The 18,104-nt window shown below is 59.5% G+C and carries 19 protein-coding genes and 1 pseudogene; 9 read left to right on the top strand and 11 right to left on the bottom strand.

Features of this window, described 5'->3' with window-relative positions; genetic code table 11:
* The first annotated feature begins 92 nt into the window (after positions 1-92).
* Positions 93-962, top strand: a complete 870-nt coding sequence (locus LIX91_RS16115) for a TauD/TfdA dioxygenase family protein (RefSeq protein ID WP_003415804.1) — start codon at positions 93-95, stop codon at positions 960-962.
* Positions 963-1,005: 43 nt separating this feature from the next.
* Here LIX91_RS16115 and LIX91_RS16120 read toward each other — a convergent pair whose 3' ends face one another.
* On the bottom strand, positions 1,006-1,521 hold the full coding sequence (locus LIX91_RS16120) for a GNAT family N-acetyltransferase (protein WP_003415805.1): 516 nt from the start codon (positions 1,519-1,521) through the stop codon (positions 1,006-1,008).
* 154 nt (positions 1,522-1,675) lie between these two features.
* Here LIX91_RS16120 and LIX91_RS16125 point away from each other — a divergent pair, with 154 nt between their 5' ends.
* The 3 genes and pseudogenes from LIX91_RS16125 (at position 1,676) to LIX91_RS25865 (ending at position 4,999) form a co-directional block, all read left to right on the top strand.
* Positions 1,676-2,803 (top strand): saccharopine dehydrogenase family protein, encoded by a 1,128-nt coding sequence (locus LIX91_RS16125; protein ID WP_032702756.1) that lies wholly within the window; start codon positions 1,676-1,678, stop codon positions 2,801-2,803.
* 396 nt (positions 2,804-3,199) lie between these two features.
* Positions 3,200-4,093, top strand: a pseudogene (locus LIX91_RS25860) (methyl-accepting chemotaxis protein); the annotation flags it as partial.
* A 201-nt stretch (positions 4,094-4,294) separates the two neighbouring features.
* Positions 4,295-4,999: a methyl-accepting chemotaxis protein gene (locus LIX91_RS25865; protein WP_371124565.1), complete on the top strand. Its 705-nt coding sequence runs from the start codon at positions 4,295-4,297 to the stop codon at positions 4,997-4,999.
* Positions 5,000-5,204: 205 nt separating this feature from the next.
* Here LIX91_RS25865 and LIX91_RS16135 read toward each other — a convergent pair whose 3' ends face one another.
* Positions 5,205-6,137: a DMT family transporter gene (locus tag LIX91_RS16135; protein WP_226488773.1), complete on the bottom strand. Its 933-nt coding sequence runs from the start codon at positions 6,135-6,137 to the stop codon at positions 5,205-5,207.
* A 74-nt stretch (positions 6,138-6,211) separates the two neighbouring features.
* Between LIX91_RS16135 and LIX91_RS16140 the strand changes: the two genes are divergently transcribed.
* Positions 6,212-7,066, top strand: coding sequence for a LysR family transcriptional regulator (locus tag LIX91_RS16140; protein ID WP_096133335.1), 855 nt, complete (start codon positions 6,212-6,214; stop codon positions 7,064-7,066).
* A 34-nt stretch (positions 7,067-7,100) separates the two neighbouring features.
* On the opposite strand, the gene LIX91_RS16145 is transcribed toward LIX91_RS16140, so the two are convergent.
* The 3 genes from LIX91_RS16145 to LIX91_RS16155 all read right to left on the bottom strand — a co-directional run bounded on the left by LIX91_RS16145 (position 7,101) and on the right by LIX91_RS16155 (position 8,790).
* Positions 7,101-7,385, bottom strand: a complete 285-nt coding sequence (locus LIX91_RS16145) for a type II toxin-antitoxin system RelE/ParE family toxin (RefSeq protein ID WP_100072679.1) — start codon at positions 7,383-7,385, stop codon at positions 7,101-7,103.
* A complete protein-coding gene (locus tag LIX91_RS16150; protein ID WP_004418474.1) occupies positions 7,375-7,614 on the bottom strand; it encodes a CopG family ribbon-helix-helix protein in 240 nt (79 codons plus the stop codon). The genes LIX91_RS16145 and LIX91_RS16150 overlap by 11 nt, the downstream gene beginning before the upstream one ends.
* 159 nt (positions 7,615-7,773) lie before the next feature.
* Complete coding sequence (locus LIX91_RS16155) at positions 7,774-8,790, bottom strand: 1-aminocyclopropane-1-carboxylate deaminase (RefSeq protein ID WP_003415810.1); 1,017 nt, start codon at positions 8,788-8,790, stop codon at positions 7,774-7,776.
* 186 nt (positions 8,791-8,976) lie between these two features.
* Between LIX91_RS16155 and LIX91_RS16160 the strand changes: the two genes are divergently transcribed.
* Positions 8,977-9,483: an Lrp/AsnC family transcriptional regulator gene (locus LIX91_RS16160; protein WP_046235996.1), complete on the top strand. Its 507-nt coding sequence runs from the start codon at positions 8,977-8,979 to the stop codon at positions 9,481-9,483.
* A gap of 146 nt (positions 9,484-9,629) precedes the next feature.
* Positions 9,630-10,538 (top strand): DUF808 domain-containing protein, encoded by a 909-nt coding sequence (locus LIX91_RS16165; protein WP_003348941.1) that lies wholly within the window; start codon positions 9,630-9,632, stop codon positions 10,536-10,538.
* Positions 10,539-10,714: 176 nt separating this feature from the next.
* On the opposite strand, the gene LIX91_RS16170 is transcribed toward LIX91_RS16165, so the two are convergent.
* From LIX91_RS16170 to puuE, 6 genes are all read right to left on the bottom strand, one after another.
* A complete protein-coding gene (locus LIX91_RS16170) occupies positions 10,715-11,500 on the bottom strand; it encodes an outer membrane protein OmpK (protein ID WP_226488769.1) in 786 nt (261 codons plus the stop codon).
* A 365-nt stretch (positions 11,501-11,865) separates the two neighbouring features.
* Complete coding sequence (locus LIX91_RS16175) at positions 11,866-13,155, bottom strand: urate hydroxylase PuuD (RefSeq protein WP_003415814.1); 1,290 nt, start codon at positions 13,153-13,155, stop codon at positions 11,866-11,868.
* A 5-nt stretch (positions 13,156-13,160) separates the two neighbouring features.
* Positions 13,161-13,673 carry an ureidoglycolate lyase gene (locus tag LIX91_RS16180; RefSeq protein ID WP_003415815.1) on the bottom strand — a complete coding sequence of 171 codons (513 nt, stop codon included), beginning with the start codon at positions 13,671-13,673 and terminating at the stop codon, positions 13,161-13,163.
* 223 nt (positions 13,674-13,896) lie between these two features.
* Complete coding sequence (gene alc / locus LIX91_RS16185) at positions 13,897-14,892, bottom strand: allantoicase (protein WP_003415816.1); 996 nt, start codon at positions 14,890-14,892, stop codon at positions 13,897-13,899.
* Between the two features lie 41 nt (positions 14,893-14,933).
* Positions 14,934-15,449 (bottom strand): 2-oxo-4-hydroxy-4-carboxy-5-ureidoimidazoline decarboxylase, encoded by a 516-nt coding sequence (gene uraD, locus LIX91_RS16190; protein WP_226488770.1) that lies wholly within the window; start codon positions 15,447-15,449, stop codon positions 14,934-14,936.
* The gene (puuE, locus tag LIX91_RS16195; protein ID WP_003343034.1) at positions 15,446-16,375 is read right to left on the bottom strand and encodes an allantoinase PuuE; all 930 of its coding nucleotides are present in this window, start codon (positions 16,373-16,375) and stop codon (positions 15,446-15,448) included. Before puuE ends, uraD begins: the two co-directional genes overlap by 4 nt.
* A gap of 398 nt (positions 16,376-16,773) precedes the next feature.
* Here puuE and uraH point away from each other — a divergent pair, with 398 nt between their 5' ends.
* Together uraH and LIX91_RS16205 are read left to right on the top strand one after the other, a co-directional pair.
* Positions 16,774-17,127, top strand: a complete 354-nt coding sequence (gene uraH / locus LIX91_RS16200) for a hydroxyisourate hydrolase (protein ID WP_003415819.1) — start codon at positions 16,774-16,776, stop codon at positions 17,125-17,127.
* 112 nt (positions 17,128-17,239) lie between these two features.
* Entirely contained in the window at positions 17,240-17,989 is a 750-nt protein-coding gene (locus LIX91_RS16205; protein ID WP_003415820.1) for a GntR family transcriptional regulator, read from the top strand.
* Positions 17,990-18,104 lie beyond the last annotated feature (115 nt).

Consider the following 18,104-nt stretch of genomic DNA (forward strand, 5'->3'; position numbering starts at 1 on the left):
TTAACGACAGGATTTTCAGGCGGGGCTGAAGTACCCGCAGACGAACCACGGGCATGGTGACCGGCCATGCCAACAACTCAAGGTGAGGGATCATGGATCAAATGGCACTCAAGGCCATAGAAGGCATCGCAGGCGCCGTGCGTGCGCCGTATCAGAGCATCACGGTCAACCGCCTGACACCGATCATCGGTGCCGAGGTCGGCGGTGTCGATCTGTCGCAACCACTCAGCGCCGAGCAGTTGACGGAAATCCGCCGGGCCTTTCTGGAAAATCACGTGCTGGTGTTTCGCGATCAGCACCTGACGGTCGAACAGCACAAGGCATTCGGCCGACTGTTCGGTCCTTTGCGCGCCTTGCCGGTGGACAGCATTGATGGCGATGACCCGGAACTGGTCGTGGTGCGCGCCAACGCCCAATCGCGTTTCGCTGCGGGCGAGCTATGGCACACCGACGGCACCGCTGATCTGGAGCCGTCGATGGGCTCGATGCTGTACGTCAAGGAGACACCCGCCATCGGCACCGGCGGCGACACGCTGTTTGCCAACATGCACCTGGCCATTGAAATGCTCTCGCCGGCGATGCAGCAGTTTCTCGGCGGGCTGACAGCCATTCACGATGGCGAGATTCCGTGGAAAGGCTATCAGCCGCCCGCCAATCTTCCGAAAAGCGAGCACCCGCTGGTGGTTCGCCACCCTGAAACCGGACGTCGCAGCCTGTTCGTCAATTCCGGGTTCACCTCGCATATCGTGCAACTCTCGCCCGGCGAGAGCCGCACCGTGCTGAATATGCTGTTCGATCTGATCGCCCGCGAACCCTGCCTCAGTTGTCGCGTGCGCTGGGAACCGAACATGCTGGTGTTCTGGGATAACCGTTGTACCCAGCACCACGCGGTGTGGGATTACTTCCCGCACTCGCGCTATGGCGAGCGGGTGACGATTCTCGGAGGGCGGCCTCAGGCCTGAAGGCGCTTGCGGATTGACCGGCGAACACCGTTCAGCTGATTCATCAGCGCAGTGGCAGGTGGTATATCAGGTCGTCGAACCACTGATCGCCGATCTGATAGGCCTGCGGGACGCGGCGCTCGAAGGTGAAACCGCATTTCTCCAGGACCTTGCAGGAGGCGATGTTGCCGTCCGTCACGGTCGATTCCAGTGAATCCAGGCCGATGGCGGCGGCGTAGTCGATGATTGCCCGGCGTGACTCGGTGCCGAAGCCCTTGCCTTGATGTTCCGGCAGTAACAGACAACCCACTTCGGCATGCCCCGGCGACAGGATGCGAAAACCGCTGACCCCCAGCTCTGCATCGTTTTGTGTGTCTGTGACCACCAGGCACAGCCAGTGATCGGACGCCGGCGTCCACTCGGGCAGGCGATGATCGAAGCCTTTACGGATCTGCGCCTCTTCGATTTCTCCGAATACGTAGCGCATGGTCTCGGGCTCGGAATGCAGCCTGAAAAACAGTGGCCAGTCGCTGGCGAGCAGGGTTCGCAGATAAAGTCGTTCGGTGTGTAGTTCCAGCATCCGTTGCTCCCGGGACAATCAAAAAAGGCACAGGGTTTTGTACCCGGCCTGCGGCCAATGATCAATAATGCACGCGCATTTCATCGCCATTGCTCACGGCAATCGTGGCGCAATAAGGCAGGGTCACATCCTTCGGCAGGTCAGGGACGAGTCAATGGCATTTCGCGTATTGGTCATCGGTGGCTACGGTAACTTCGGCAGCCTTATCTGTAATCATCTGGTGATGATGCCGCACATCGACCTGGTCATTTCCGGTCGTGACCCGCGCAAGCTGGCGGAAAAGGTCGCCGCACTGCAAACGCAGGCTGGCAGGTTCTGCGAGAGCTGGTGCGTGGATATCATGCAGGACGGCGCGGGCAGTGAGCTGGGTGAATTGGGCATTGATCTGCTTATCCACACCGCGGGGCCTTTTCAGGGGCAGTCGTACACCGTGGCCAGGCATTGCATCGAGGCGGGTGTGAATTATTGCGACCTGGCGGATTGCCGGGCGTTTGTCGCCGGTATCGCCAGCCTCGATGCCCAGGCGCGTGAGGCAGGTGTAAGCGTGCTGAGCGGTTGCAGCTCGGTGCCAACGCTTTCGGCGGCCATCATCGATCAGCATCGCCAGCGTTTTCTGCGTATCGATTCGATAGAGCATGGCATCTCCTCGGCAGCGAAAATGCCCGGTCTGTCGACCGTGCGCGGCGTGCTGGCCAATGCCGGGCGACCGATCAGGCAACTGCGCAACGGCAAGGTCCACGACGTTTACGGCTGGATGGACCTGACCCTGCGCCGGATGCCCGGCATGGGCACACGGCTGGTGGCCAATGTCGACGTCCCGGACCTGGATGTATTCGCGACACGCTACGCCGCGCAGAATCTGAGCTTCAAGGCCGGTTCCGCGCTCAAGGCCGGCGGCGTCGCGACCTGGCTGCTGGCGCTGGCGGTTCGCTGCGGGCTGCTGCGCGATCCTGCGCCGTGGGCCGAGCGCCTGTACCGTTGGGGCGCGCGCTTTGAACAGTGGGGTGATCGAAAGAGCGCGATGTACATCGATGTCGATGGCGTCGACCTCACCGGCCAGCCGTTGCACATGCGTGCGCAATTGACTGCACTGAACGACAAGGGCCCGGAGATCCCCGGCAGTGCCGCCGTCGCGCTGAGCAGCAAAATGGCCGGTGGCTATCGTCCACTGCCGGGCGCTAGGGCCTGCGTCGGAGAAATCACCGTGGACGAGTACCTGGCGGCGATCGACGAGCCGGAAAACATCCGGCTGGATGTTCATTTCAATAACCACAACGCCTGACGCTGCTGCAGATGTCCGATGGCTCTGTGCAGGCGGCTTGTGTGGCTTTTTAACGGCACTTTTTTGCTGTTTTCTACAGCACCAATCATCGGAAAATTCTGCTCAGGCAACTTAAATAAATCTTAATCATCGATTACGGAGCCCGTAATTCATGGGGTGCAAGGTCCTCCCTCTCGACCGGTCCGTTATTCCAATCATGTCAACTATCAAGTTAAACCTTTCAGCGCCGACTCACGGGTATTCCGAAAAATCAAAGGCACACACGTAATGAGCGCAAAATGGTTGGACAATCTGAAAGTCAGCAAGAAGCTCGGGCTGGGCTTTGCCGCTATTTTGCTCGGGGTACTGACCGTTACCGTGATCGGTTACTCCAGCACCAACCTGCTGATCGAGCGCATGGGCAAAAGCAGCAAGGTCGCCGAGATCAAGGCTGACGTTCTGAATGCCCGGATCGCTGCGCAAGCCTATGCGACCGGTCCTACCGCCGCAGGTGTGCAGAATTACGCCAGCGCCCTGGATACCTTGAGCCGCAGTGTCGATCAAGGCCTGCAGGTGTTCGTGATCTCGAGCAACCTGGCCAAGCTGCGCGAGATCAAAGAGCAGGTGGGCGGTCTGAAGCAGACGTTCGACCAGTTGGTCGGCATCAATCAGAAAGTCGACGAGGCGTTGAAACCGATCATCAAGGTGTCCGATGACGTCAGCGCGACCTTCGAGAATCTGCTGAACAAGACCATTGACGACACCTTGCGCTCGCCGAATGAAACCGGCATCAGGCAGGTCAAGATCGCTGGCGACCTGCGTAACGGCATGACCAACTTCCGCCTGGTATTTCGCCGCTACCTGAGCGTTCCGAATGCCGACAACCGTCAGGCCACCTATAAGGCCGCCGACGCGCTGATCGCGCAAGTGGACGCCGCCCGCAGCCAGTTGCCTGTCGAGGCAAATGCCGCAGTGGATGCCGCGCTGGTGGCGTTGAAACAGTACAAGGTGCTGATGACGTCGATTTCGGACATGCTTCAGCAGACCGAGCAGATCCGCAATGACCTGCAACAGCAATCCGTAGCGACCGCAGCCCGTGCCGATGATCTGGCGGCGCTGCAGGTCATCAGCGCCAAGAAGGAACAGGGAACCGCTGTGGTGCAATTGCTCAGCGTAGCGCTGGTCGTGCTGCTGGTCGGCATCTTTGCTGCGTTCCTGATCACGCGTCAGATTACCGTGCCGTTGAACAGCACTGTGATTGCGGCGCGCCGGATTGCCGACGGTGATCTGACCCATGACAGCAGCACCACCCGCCAGGACGAACTTGGCCTGCTGCAGAACACCATGCAACACATGACCGTTTCGCTGCGCGGCCTGATCGGCGGCATCGGCAACGGTGTTACGCAGATCGCCACGGCGGCCGAACAGTTGTCTGCCGTCAGCGAGCAGACCAGCGCGGGTGTCACCCTGCAGAAAAACGAAGTCGATCAGGTCGCCACCGCCATGAACGAAATGGCCTCTACCGTACAGGAAGTGGCGCGCAACACCGAAGACGCTTCGCAAGCCGCCAAGCAGGCCAGCGAGCGCGCCGCGCACGGTAGCAGTGTGGTGCAGCATGCCACGCGCGAAATTGGTCAGTTGGCCGGTGAAGTGCAGCAACTGGGTGAAGCCATGCAGCGCCTGACCGAAGACAGCGGCAAGATCGGCAGCGTGATTGACGTGATCAAGGCGGTCGCCGAGCAGACCAACCTGCTGGCGCTCAACGCAGCCATCGAGGCCGCACGGGCAGGCGAGCAGGGTCGCGGTTTTGCTGTGGTGGCTGACGAAGTCCGTTCGCTGGCTCAGCGTACGCAGAACTCCACAACCGAAATCGAAGCGCTGATCCAGGCGTTGCAAAAAGGTACAGGCGCCGCCTCGGGCCTTATGGACGCCAGCCTGCAGCGCACTGAAGGCACTGTGGTGCTGGCTCGTCAGGCCGAACAGGCGCTGGTGGAAATCAACCAGTCCATTGGCACCATCGAACAGATGAGTCAGCAGATTTCCGCCGCGGCCGAGCAACAGAGCGCCGTGACCGAAGAAATCAACCGCAGCGTACTCAGTGTTCGCGACATCGCCGACCAGTCCGCTTCGGCCACCGAGCAAAGCGCAGCATCGACCGTCGAGCTGGCCCGCCTGGGCAGCGATTTGCAGAGCATGGTCGCGCGTTTCAAGATTTAACCTGCGCCAGGCTCTGTACGAAAAGTCGGCGAGCGAAGGTCAGGCGAGGCAAAAACAGGCGAGGAACGGCCGGGGTCGCGTTCGACTCTACGTGTTGTAAATGAGCATTCCGATTGGACTCGCCCCCAAGCCTGTTTTTAACGAAGCATCACCGAGCGCAGCCACTTTCGTACAGAGCCTAAGCAAAGTCGGCCTCCTGAGCCCATCAGGAGGCCGACTGCCGTTGTTCCGCCCGCACCACCATCCACACGCCGATACCTGACACCGCCATGCCTGACGCCATCTGCCAGGACAGCGGTTCGTCGAACATCGCCCAGGCCCAGAGCATCGTCACCGGTGGGCTGAGGTACAGCACGCTGGCGACGCGGGTGGCTGTCGCGCGGCGCAGACACACCCAGTACAGTCCGTAACCGCCCAGAGTTGCCAGCCCCACCGTCCATAGCACGCTCAGCGCAAAGCCGGTACTGGCTACAGGCGCCAGGCTGCCCTGTGTGCCCTGAATGATCGCGAAGGCGACGCTGGAGACGGCGCATTGCAGCCACAGATTGGGCAGCAGTGCCATAGGCTCTGCGGTGCCGGACTGTTTCTGCCACAGCGTCGCGATGGCCAGTGACAACATGCCCAGCAGCGGCAGGCCGTAGGCCCACAACGGAGCGTCACCTACCGCCAGCGCGCTGTAGGTCACCAGCATTACGCCGATCAGCCCGACAAACAGTCCCGCCCAGATTTGCCAGGCCAGCCGTTGTCCGAGCACTACTGCCGCCAGGAGTGCCATGCCCATCGGCAACAAATCGGCAAACAGCGCAGCGAGGCCGGCTGGCACGCCCAGCGCAATGCCCTGCGTGACACCGGCGACGTAGCCGGCCATGGCCAGCAGGCCGACACCTGCGTTTTTCAGCAGCGTGGCAGCCGGGATCGACCTCAGTTGCCTGGCGACAAAAGGCAGCAGGATCAGGGTGACCACCACACAGCGCCAGAACACCACCAGCAGCGGCGGCGCATGTTCCAGCGAAAAGCGTGCGCCGACGAAGCCCGAACTCCAGGTCAGAACCAGCGCAGCTTCAAGCAGGGGCAAGGGAATGGCCTGGTGCCAGGCAGGCCGCGAGACGTTCGGAGCGATCGACAGGTATGGGTTCATGGACACAGGTTACGAAACCGGCGTAATCTAATAAATCAAAATTAAATGCATGATTTATTCAGGAAAACTGAATCATGACGGCCATTCTCGACATCGAACTGGTGCGCACCTTCCATGCGGTGGCGCGGATAGGGAAGTTTTCAGCCGCCGCCGAGCAACTTCATAAAAGCCCGGCAGCGGTGAGTGTGCATATCCAGCGCCTCGAGGCCGTGGCGGGCGGGCGCTTGCTCAACCGGGACAACCAGGCGGTGTCGCTGACGGCACTGGGCAAGCGCCTGCTGCTGTCGACGACAGAGCTGCTGTCCACGCATGACCGGGTGCTGGCGGATCTGCAAGGCACTCATCTGGCCGGACGCATCACGCTGGGTGTTCCGGATGAATACGCCGTGCATGTCATTCGCGACATTCTGCCGGTGTTCGCGGCCGCGTGGCCCAATGTCGTGCTGGAATTGAAATCCGCACCCAGCTACGCCCTGCGCGAGCAGGTTGCGCGCGGCAAGTTGCAGACAGCAGTGATCGCGCAACCCAAAGGGCAGCTGAGTGCTGATACGCAGTTTCTGGTATCGACCAAGCCGGTCTGGGTCGGGCCGGCCCGCGTCGCACTGGCATCCGCGGACCCGCTGCCGCTGGCGATTCACGCAGCGCAATGTCCTTATCGAGAAGCCATGCTGGCGTCACTCAAAGACAACGGCCGCAAAGTCCGCGTAGTTCTCGAAAGCCCGTCCAATCAGGCGATCAAAGCCTGTGTGGAAGCGGGCCTGGCGATCAGCCTCATCGATCGGAGCGGGGTCACGGACGCCATGCAGATTCTCGATGACCTGCCTGAAATAGCCGAGCACGAAATCGTCTTCCTGCGCTCGCCGTCGTCACAGAATGACGAGGCGGTGAGCCTGCTGGCACAGGCCCTGCAGAAGTATTTTCGGGTTTGATAGCGAAGCTGTGTGCAGCAAACGTCTTTGCGGTTTACCACACGGGTGGCGATTGTCTTCTGGTGTGGAAAATCCGTAGAACCTGTAGCCGGCCGCTACGGATGCGATATGGAATCAGGTAAGGCAGGTCTGGCAGAGGCCATTCTCTGGTTCCGGCAATCCGTCCTTCCCGGCCCATGGCGGGAAAGTTCGCGAGCTGCGTTACGCTTGATTGAATGGCTTTTACGAAAGCAGCGGCAGCAGCTGGATTGTCCAGTGCGATATACGCTGCCTCCTCATCCAGATTCTTTAGTGCTGTTTTGAGCCACTCAACCTGCATTGCCTGACCATTTGTCCATGACAGCTTTTACGTCGTCTGGGCTTGCGAACTCGCCGGCGTCGGCTTCTTCGATGGCACGCTGAATTTCGGCAATCTGCCAAGCCTCGCGTGTCAGGTATTCGCGGAGCGCGTCGAGGGCCAAAAATGACTTGCTGCGCCCGGTGGCCTTTGCAAGGTGTGCAAGGGTATCCGCCATTTCGTCCGGCAGACGTAGAGACATTGTGGACATATGCACCTCACACGTAGTTATTTGTATTACATGAGGGTGCAGTGTAATACATGTGAATACGTGTGTGGATGCCGTTTCCATTTCAGGTTTGTCGGCTTTTCGAGCGAGTGCAAAATGGCCCGCGAATTCACGGGCCATTCAAGCAGCTTTCGGGGTGGCTCAACCGTCCTTGAACAGAAAGCTGTAGGCATTCAACGCCGGCACGCCGCCGAGGTGGGCGTAGAGCACTTTCGAGCCTTCGGGGAATTCGCCGTTGCGCACCATGTCGATCATGCCGTGCATGGATTTGCCCTCGTAGACCGGGTCGGTCAGCACGCCCTCCAGGCGGGCGCAGAGGCGGATGGCTTCGAGGGTGCCATCGTTCGGCAGGCCGTATTCCGGGTAGGCGTAGCGGGTGTCGAGCACCACGTCTTCGGCGGTGATTTCGCGGCCCAGCTCCACCAGTTTTGCGGTGTTCTGAGCGATACGCAGGACCTGCGCGCGGGTCTTTTCCGGTTTGGCCGACGCATCGATACCGATCACACGCTGTGCCCGGCCATCGGCAGCGAAGCCCACCAGCATGCCTGCGTGAGTACTGCCGGTGACCGAGCAGACCACGATGTAGTCGAACTTGAAGCCCAGCTCTTCTTCCTGCTGGCGCACTTCATCGGCAAAACGCACGAACCCCAGGCCGCCATAAGGGTGTTCCGAACAGCCCGCTGGAATCGGGAACGGTTTGCCGCCGCCTTCCTCGACGTCGGCCATGGCCTTTTCCCAACTCGGGCGAATGCCGATATCGAAGCCTGCCGAATCCAGGCGCACATCGGCGCCCATGATGCGCGACATCTCGATATTGCCGACCCGGTCGTACAACGCGTCCGAATAGTTGACCCAATTCTCCTGAACCAGCACGCACTTCATGCCCAGATGCGCCGCTACGGCTGCCACCTGACGGGTCTGGTTGGACTGGATGCCACCGATCGACACCAATGTGTCGTAGCCGCCGTCGATGGCTTCCGGCACCAGGTATTCCAGTTTGCGGGTCTTGTTGCCGCCGAAGGCCAGACCGCTGTTGCAATCTTCGCGCTTGGCATACAACTCGACCTTGCCGCCCAGATGCTCACTCAAGCGTTTCAGTGGGGTAATGGGCGAGGGGCCGAAGGTCAGAGGGTAGCGCTTGAACTTGCTCAGGTTCATATCGGGTCTCCGTTGATAAGTTGTTCCGGGCATTGAAGGTGGGGCTCGATGTGTTTATCGAGCGGCCCGGCATGGCTCCCATCATAGGAAAACTGCGAATAATCGTGGTTGCAAAGAATTGTCTATCTACAAAATAAGCGTTAGCCTGAATGCAACTAAACAGACTTTTATTGTGTGAATTTCATTATGAAAGCAATAAATGAACGCGCTAAAAAGTCCGGTGCTGACATGACGCCGCTGCTGGACAGGATTGACCGCGCCATCCTCAAGACCTTGCAACGTGACGCGTCCATTTCCAATGTGGCACTTGCCGAGAAGGTCAAACTGAGTCCGCCTGCGTGCCTGCGTCGCGTCGAGCGGCTGAAAGAGGCGGGCGTGATCAAGGGCGTGGTGGCGTTGCTCAATGGCGATGTTCTGGACGCCGGCATGGTGGTGCTGATCGGTGTCGTGCTGGACCGGTCGACACCGGATTCATTCGCGCAATTCGAAGCCGCTGCGCAGAAGGTTTCCGGTTGTATGGAGTTTCATGTCGTCACTGGCGAGTTCGACTACTTCATGTTGTTGCGCACCAGGGACAGTCAGAGCTTCAACCGTCTGCACGCCGAACAGTTACTGTACTTGCCCGGTGTCAGACAGATTCGTTCGTTCATGGGGCTGCGTCAGGTCGTTTCCACGACCCAGTTACCTCTCTGACGGGGTTTGGCGTGGCCTGTTTGCTGCATGCAGCGTCAAACGTTCACGTCTGACCAAGGTCAGAGTTGCTGACTGCCACACGATTGACTCTGGCGCATGATTCAATCAGTGCCGTTTTCTTTTTTACTTGCTCAAGGATTTTCATTTTGGCTGCTGGAAGCTTGCTTACCCTGCTTGACGATATTGCGACGCTGCTCGATGACGTGGCACTGGCCACGAAGAAGACGGCGGGTGTGCTGGGTGATGATCTGGCGCTCAATGCCCAGCAGGTCACCGGTGTTTCAGCGGATCGCGAATTGCCGGTTGTCTGGGCCGTGGCCAAGGGGTCGCTGCTCAACAAGGCCATTCTGGTTCCGACAGCGTTGCTGATCAGTGCCTTCGCACCCTGGGCGATTCTGCCGTTGCTGATGATCGGCGGTGCGTTTCTGTGCTTCGAGGGCTTCGAGAAAATCGCCCATAAATGGCTGCATCCCGAAACCGGCGAAGAGCATGAGCAGCGCAAGCAGGCGTCGGCGGATGCGTCTGTGGACATGGTGGCGTTCGAAAAGGAACGCGTCAAAGGCGCGATTCGCACGGACTTCATTCTTTCGGCGGAAATCATCGTGCTCGCACTGGGTGTGGTCTCGGCCAGACCCTTCATGGATCAGGTCGGCGTGCTTGTTATCGTCGCAGTGCTGATCACCGTGGGGGTCTACGGGTTGGTGGCCGGTATCGTCAAACTCGATGACCTGGGCCTGTATCTGAAGAAAAGCGCAGCTTCGGCTGCACAAAAGATCGGTGCCGGCCTGCTGTGGCTGGCACCGGTGTTGATGAAAGTGCTGTCGATCGTCGGTACGGCTGCGATGTTCATGGTCGGCGGCGGGATTCTGGTCCACGGCCTGCCGTTCGCTCATCATTGGGTCGAGGGCGTGACTGAAGCGGCAGCGGGTGCGGTAGGCGGTCTGTCGATGGTCGTTCCGACGCTGATCGATGCGCTTGCCGGGATCATTGCCGGTGCCGTGCTGGTGTTGGTCGTGACGCTGATTGGCAAGGTCTGGAAAGCTGCGAAGGAGTGATTGAGGGGGGCATCCACACTTCTGATCCAGGGCCGTGAAGGCGAGCCGGGCGACGCTTCGCTTGCTCGCGAAGGGGTTGGTACAGCCAACCGAAGGCTGGCTGAAACACCGCCTTCGCGAGCAAGCTCGCTCCCACAGAATTCCGGAGTGAGCGTCATCACCGTCAAACAACGTGCTTAGAAGAACACCTTGACCAGCAAGCTCGCGGTGTTCTGATCGGTGTCGAAGGAACTTGTGTCCTTGATGCCGTATTTGTTGGTCCAGTAGTCGTATTCGATACCCACGTACAGCTGCCGCTCCGGGTAATTCAGTGCCTTGCCCAGGTCGTACTTGATCTGCGGGTTGAAGTGCAGGTTGGAGTGGTAAGTGCCACGCGAGGTCTTGTCGTTGTCGACCACCCAGTCCATGAATCCATCGATCAGCACATCCGATTTGCCCACCGGAATGGTGTAGGACCACACCGGAGTGATCTGCCACACGCCGTCGCCCGGGCGATTGCCTTCGGTCTGGCGCTGGTAGAAGTTAAGCTGGAAGTAGTCGAAACCCGGGATCTTCAAGTCGAACGCCGGACCGATCAGGTACGACTCGTTATCGCCTTCACCAAACTCGTAAGTTGCGGCAATCAGCACATCGCTGATCGGCCCGAACTCGAACTTCTGGCCGAAGACCTTGCCCAGCGAAAGCCGTGGCGAGAACTCGCCGTAATAGGTGTTATCGCCAGCGGTTGCGTCTTTCTTGCCGTTGTAGAAGATCTTGTCGACGAAGAAGAAGTTGTCGCCGTACTTCCAGCTGTCCGCGTGCTCAAAGGTGAAGGTCTGCTGATTTTCCGGGTTGACAGCAAAGTCTCGTCCATTGAGATAGGTCAGGCTATTACTATGCCACTGGAAGATATCCCCTGCCATGGCGGGTGCAGCAACCAGCAGACTGCTGGCCAGTAATGCACTGGAAATCGTACGGTTCATGCGGTGAGCCCCTTGATGTAGATCGTGATTTTTTCGGACTGGCGTTCTATGCATGACGCCTTGTCGGTGGTTGCAATAATTTGTCTGTCTGGTCAGCTTTGTGTTGTTAGCAAGAGCTGCGCCAATCAGTGAAAAAAAGTTTAAGTAAGCCTTCAAACCGATATCGAAGTGCCGATTTCAGGTCATTTTTTTCAATGGGCAGCGTTCTGGGCGCCGTTCAGCCAGTGGGCCGCCCGGTCAGGTTCAGCTATCGGGAAAGAGAGAGGCGGGTTGGCAGCGGCGGCGGAGGATACTGACTCGCGTCGCCGTGCTCAAGTGCTCCAGAGCAGGGCGTCCGGAGCGAAAACAGGGCAATGCCCATTGCTTCAGTTGATGTGGGCGCCCTGATCGATCCAGGCGCCTACCAGATCACGTTCCTGCTGGGTCATCTGGGTGATATTGCCCAGCGGCATGATCGGCGCGGTGATCGCCTGCGCCTTGATGCGCGGCGCCTGTTGCTGGATCTGTTCAGGTGTATCGAACATCACGCCGGCCGGAGCGACGCTGAACAGCTGACTGGTAGGCGTGGCCGAGTGACAGACCGAGCAACGTTGCCGAATGACATCGTGCACCGTGTTGAAGTCTGCACCTGCCACCTTGGCTGGCTCGGGCTGGGCAGGCGCTGCCTGTGCAGGCGCAGCGGGTTGCGCAGGTTGTTCATCAGCCCGATGACCGCCGACCGCTGTACCGGGCAGTGGCTGATAGACGATCTTGGCCGGCGCTTGCGCAGGGCCGGTGACATACGCCAGGCACAGCATGCCCAGCGCAGCGACCGGCAGGGTCCAGGCGAATCGATGGCTGTTGTGCCGCGTATTGAAGTAATGGCGCACCAGCACGGCCAGCAGCGCGATACCTGCAAGAATCAGCCAGTTGTACTCACTGCCGTAGGTGCTTGGAAAGTGATTGCTGATCATGATGAACAGCACGGGCAGGGTGAAGTAGTTGTTGTGTCGTGAACGCAACAGGCCTTTTGCCGGCAGGCTTGGGTCCGGCGTGCGGTTCTCGGCAATGGCGGCCACCAGCGCGCGCTGGGCCGGCATGATGATGCGGAACACGTTGCCGACCATGATGGTGCCCATGATCGCGCCCACATGCAGATAGGCACCGCGACCGCTGAACACTTTGCTGAACCCGTACGCCGCCGCCGCCAGCAGCACGAACAGGACCACGCCCAACAGGGCAGGGCGCTTGCCCAATGGCGAGTCACACAGAAAGCTGTAAATGAACCAGCCAACGAACAGCGAACCCAGGCCGATGTGCACACCCTCGGCGCCACTCAGGCTGCTGCCCGGTGCCAGCAGGTACAGCGTCGGGTTGGCGTAGAACACCACGCACAACAGCGCGACCCCTGACAGCCAGGTCGAATAGGCTTCCCATTTGAACCAGTGCAGATTCTCCGGCATGGTCGGCGGTGCGAGCTTGTACTTCTCCAGGTGGTAGATACCGCCGCCGTGGATCGCCCACAGATCACCCGACAGGCCTTCACGCGGGTTGCTGCGGTTGAGGTTGTTCTCCAGCCAGACGAAGTAGAACGAGGCGCCGATCCAGGCGACGCCGACAATCATGTGAATCCAGCGCACGCCCAGATTCAGCCATTCCATCATATGTGCCAGCACGGTGTTTACCCTTCCAGTGGGTGGGGATCGAGAACCAGCAACTGGCTCTCGGCAAAGTAATGCTCGTCACAGTTATTGCCTTCGCCACTGCGATCAACCACCAGGAAGTCATCCCGCTTTTCGATCGTCAGCACCGGATGGTGCCAGACGCCGCGATGGTAATTGACACCCTGCCTGCCGTTCGACACGAAGGCGCGGGTCGCCTCTGATTCAGGCACATCGCCGACCGGCGCGACCACGATCAGAAAGGGGTTGCCGAGCAGCGGCACGAACGCCTGACTGCCCAGCGGATGACGCTCCAGCATGCCGATGGTCAACGGCATCGGCAGCGCTTCGGCGCGGAAGATGCTGATAATCGCCTTGTCCTCCGGCTGCGCGGTCTGCACGTCAGCCAGACGATGAAAGCGCATGGTCGAGCCGTTGTTGATCATGAAGTGATCGCTGCCGTCGGTTTCGATCACATCACCGAATGGCGCAAAGGCTTCCTTGGTCAGTGGCTCGATTATCAGTTTGCGCATGCGGGTTCTTCTTCAATGGTTTTGAGGGTGGGTCGTTTGCACATTCGTATTGATGACTATCGTGCCAATGCTCTGCGTTGGCATGCATTTCGTGACGCTCTGCGTCACAACTCTACGCCGCGCCACACATACTCAAGACTGGACGCAGAGCGTCCGGAACTGCATTCCCACGCGGAGCGTGGGAACGATAGCCTGTTGCCTTCTGCTGACTTCCGACGCGTTGTTACCTGGACACCTTGCCCAGCACTCGCAGGCGGCTCACGCCACCGTCCGGGAATACGTTCAGGCGGATGTGGGTGATCGGGCCGATCGCCTTGATCTGCTCGGCGAACTCGTGTTCGGCGTGCATGGTCAGCTTCTGGCTGGGCAGCAACTCGCGCCAGAACAGGCTCTGGGTTTCGATCTGGCTGTCGGTGCCACCCTTGACCAGTGCGCCCTGAATCGAGCAGCTGTCCGGGTAGTTGCCTTTGAAGTGCAGGGTATCGACGATGACTTTCTCGACTTCGCCCTGGTGCCCGAGCGCCACGATGACCCAGTCGTTGCCGGGTGTGCGGCGGCGCGCGGTTTCCCAGCCGTCGCCCATGTTCACACCGCGACCAGGGTTGAGGATATTGCTCATGCTGCCGTAGTGTTCATCGGAGCAGGCAATCGATCGGCCGCCATTGAGCGCCGCAACCAGATCGATCTGCTCGTCCTCGCTGACTTTCGACCAGTCGCGATGCGGCACACCGTATACGCGCAGACGCGCGACGCCGCCGTCCGGGTAGATGTTGAAGCGCAGGTGGCTGAACGCCTGATCGCTGCTGATCTCATGGTAATGATGGCTGTTGCCTTGCAGCTCCACAGACGGCAGCACTTCGGTCCAGGCGGTGTTTTCATCGGGCTCGCCGGACGCCAGGAAGCACGCTTCCAGTGATGCGGAAGGCGGGAAGTTGCCGGTGAAAAACGAGGTGTCGATGTCCACACCCTTGATGGTTCCCGCCACACCGAGGCGAATCACCGCGCTGTCGTACCCTTCGAAACGCTTGCGGCGCGACTCCCAGCCGTCCATCCACTTGCCGTTGTCGTCGAACACGCCTTCTTTCCACACGGCCGGGGTCGGCTGGAACAGCCGGTTGGCGTCTGCGAACCAGTCATCGGTGACCGAAAGGATTTTGGTGCCCAGACGCGCGTCGGCCAGGTTCACGAACTTCTCGAACGGTGCGGCGTAAACTTTCATGCTTTTTGTCTGCCTTCTGAATACGGTTATGACTGCGACGCTCAAAGCGCCTGTAGACGAAACAGTGCGATCTTGTTGATCTCGGCCAGGGCGCAAGCAAACTCGGCCTCGGGCGAGTGGTGGATGCGTTGTTCGAACGCTGCCAGAATTTTGTGCCTGTCGCTGCCCTTGACCGCCATGATGAACGGAAAGCCAAAGCGGGCCTTGTAAGCCTCGTTCAGCTCGGTAAAGCGCTGGAACTCCTCAGGCGTGCAGTGGTGGATACCGGCGCCGGCCTGTTCATCGGTACTGGCCTGAGTCAGCTCGCCCTGGACGGCAGCCTTGCCTGCCAGGTCCGGGTGGGCATTGATCAGTGCCAGTTGTTGCTCGTGTGTGGCACCCAGCAGGATCTCGCTCATGCGAGCGTGCAGGGCCTCCACCTGATCGAGTTGCACGCCTGTGCTTTGGTCGAACGCTTGCTGCGCGACCCACGGTGAGTGTTCGTAGATATCGGCAAAGGCCGCGATGAACGCATCCCGGCCCAGGCTTGAAGGTGTCAGTGTCTTGAACGTGCTCATTGCTCGGCCTTGCCGGTAAACGGATGTTCAGTGTGCCAGTGCCGGGCGATATCGACACGTCGGGTAAACCACACCTGCTCATGACCTTTGGCGTACTCGATGAAACGCTTGAGTGCGGCGAGGCGGGCGGGGCGGCCGATCAGGCGGCAATGCAGGCCGATGGAAAGCATCTTCGGCGCGTCTTCGCCTTCGGCATACAGCACGTCGAACGCATCCTTGAGGTACTGAAAGAACTGCTCGCCATTGTTGAAGCCCTGCACCTGGGTGAAGCGCATGTCGTTGGTGTCCAGGGTGTACGGAATCACCAGATGAGGCTTGCCGGTCGGGTTGTTCGGCTCCCAGTACGGCAGGTCATCGTCATAGGTGTCGCAATCATAGAGAAAACCGCCTTCCTCCATGACCAGACGCCGGGTGTTGGGGCCGGTGCGCCCGGTGTACCAGCCCAGCGGCCGTTCGCCGCTGATCTCGGTGAGGATCTGGATCGCCTGGCGCATGTGCTCACGCTCCTGGGCTTCGTCCATGTTCTGGTAGTCGATCCAGCGATAGCCGTGGCTGCAGATCTCATGACCTTCGGCGACCATGGCGCGGATCACCTCCGGATGACGCTGCGCGGCCATGGCGACGGCGAAAATGGTCAGTGGGATATCGAACTGCCTGAACAGCTTGAGAATACGCCACACACCGGCGCGGCTGCCGTACTCGTACAGCGACTCCATGCTCATGTTGCGCTGGCCCTGGAGCGGCTGCGCGGCAACCATCTCGGACAGAAAGGCTTCTGATTCCTTGTCGCCGTGCAGAATATTGCGCTCGCCACCTTCCTCGTAATTCAGCACGAAAGACAAGGCAATGCGCGCATTACCCGGCCAGCGTGGGTGAGGCGGGTTGTTGCCGTAACCGATCAGGTCGCGTGGGTAGTCAGCGCTCACTGCAAGCTTCCTTCTTGTCCATGGGGTGCGTTGAATGCGTTAAGTCAGGTGCAATGCCAGGAACGGTCAAGGCACTGCCGAATCAAGATTGTATACAATTTTATTTTCAGCTTGTAACCCTGTACGTTTCTGCACCGAAGCGTCTCGGCAAGTGTAAAACAAGCAAGAAACCTGCCTGACTGGTCAGCTAATCATAAAAAACCTGATATTTTTCCTCTGCTTCCTCAATGTCTGACCAATCGCGCGCCCAGTCAGCGTCTTGGCTACGAGCTGTTGGACGATCAGGAATTTATTGTGTACAGCTTTTCCCGAAAGTGTCTTAATCGGTCGCAATCGCACGATGTAGAGCACTTCATTGGTGCACTGCTTGACCATGGCCGGATGTGAGGAGTGAAGTTTTGGGAAAATTGACCACACATGTACTGGATGCCGCCCACGGCTGCCCAGGCAGCGCCATCCGCATCGAGTTGTACCGGGTCGAAGACCAGCAGTTGCTGCACATTGTCAGTGCGCTTACCAACAGCGATGGGCGCTGCGATGCGCCGCTGTTGCAGGGCGAGGCCTATCAATCCGGCGTCTATCAATTGCACTTCAAGGCTGGCGATTATTACCGCGCGCGGGGCGTGGTTCTGAATGAGCCTGCCTTTCTCGATGAGGTGGTGCTGCGCTTCGGCATTGACGCAGGTCAGGAACACTTTCATGTCCCGTTGTTAATCTCGCCGTACAGCTACTCGACGTACCGGGGCAGCTGAATACCTCTTGCCCGCCCCACACTGCGGGCTTTTTTTTTGCGCGTGTCTGCGCTTTTGCCCTGTGTACAATGTGCCAGTCCCGACGCCGTCATCCACCTGCGCACGAGTGCCCATGAACGACCGGTCCCTGCCTCTCAAGAAACAGCCGCGCAGCCTTGGCCTAAGCCGTAACGTCACGCAGGACGATGTCGTTTACGAACATGTCTTCGATGCCATTCTGGAGCAGCGGCTGGCGCCGGGTACCAAATTGAGTGAAGAGGCGCTGGGCGAGATTTTCGGTGTGAGTCGTACCATCATTCGTCGCGCGCTGTCGCGGTTGGGCCATGAGGGCGTCGTGCTGTTGCGCCCCAATCGTGGCGCGGTGGTCGCCAGCCCCAGCGTTGAAGAGGCACGTCAGGTGTTTTTCGCGCGGCGCATGGTCGAGAAGGCAATCACGGAACTGGCGGTCGAGCACGCCACTGCCGAGCAGCTGGCCGAGCTGCGTCAGATGGTCAGCGACGAGCGCGACAGCTTTGCTCGCGGTGATCGGGGCGCCGGTATTCGTCTGTCCGGCGAGTTTCACCTGCAGTTGGCCGTGGCCGCTAGAAACGCGCCGCTGATCAGCTTCCAGCGCAGCCTGGTGTCGCAGACCTCACTGATCATTGCCCAGTACGAAACCGGCAATCGCACGCACTGTTCCTACGATGAGCACAGCCAGTTGATCGACGCCATCGAAGCCCGCAATGCAGCGCTGGCCGTCGAATTGATGATGCATCACATGGACCACATCGACAGCAAACTCAACCTTGACGAAGACAGCGCTTCGGATGATTTGCATGCGGTGTTCTCGCATGTCATGGGCCGGAAAAAGACGGGGCGTTGAGGCAGCACGGTTAATTCAATCTCCTGAACGCCTCAACTATCGTGCGACGCTCCGTGTCCTCTTGGCGACGCAGAGCGTCGTGAACTGCATTCCCACGCTGTGGACTGCCCCCAAG

It is taken from the genome of Pseudomonas sp. B20, from assembly GCF_020515755.1.
In the GTDB taxonomy this organism is placed as follows: Bacteria; Pseudomonadota; Gammaproteobacteria; order Pseudomonadales; family Pseudomonadaceae; genus Aquipseudomonas; species Aquipseudomonas syringae.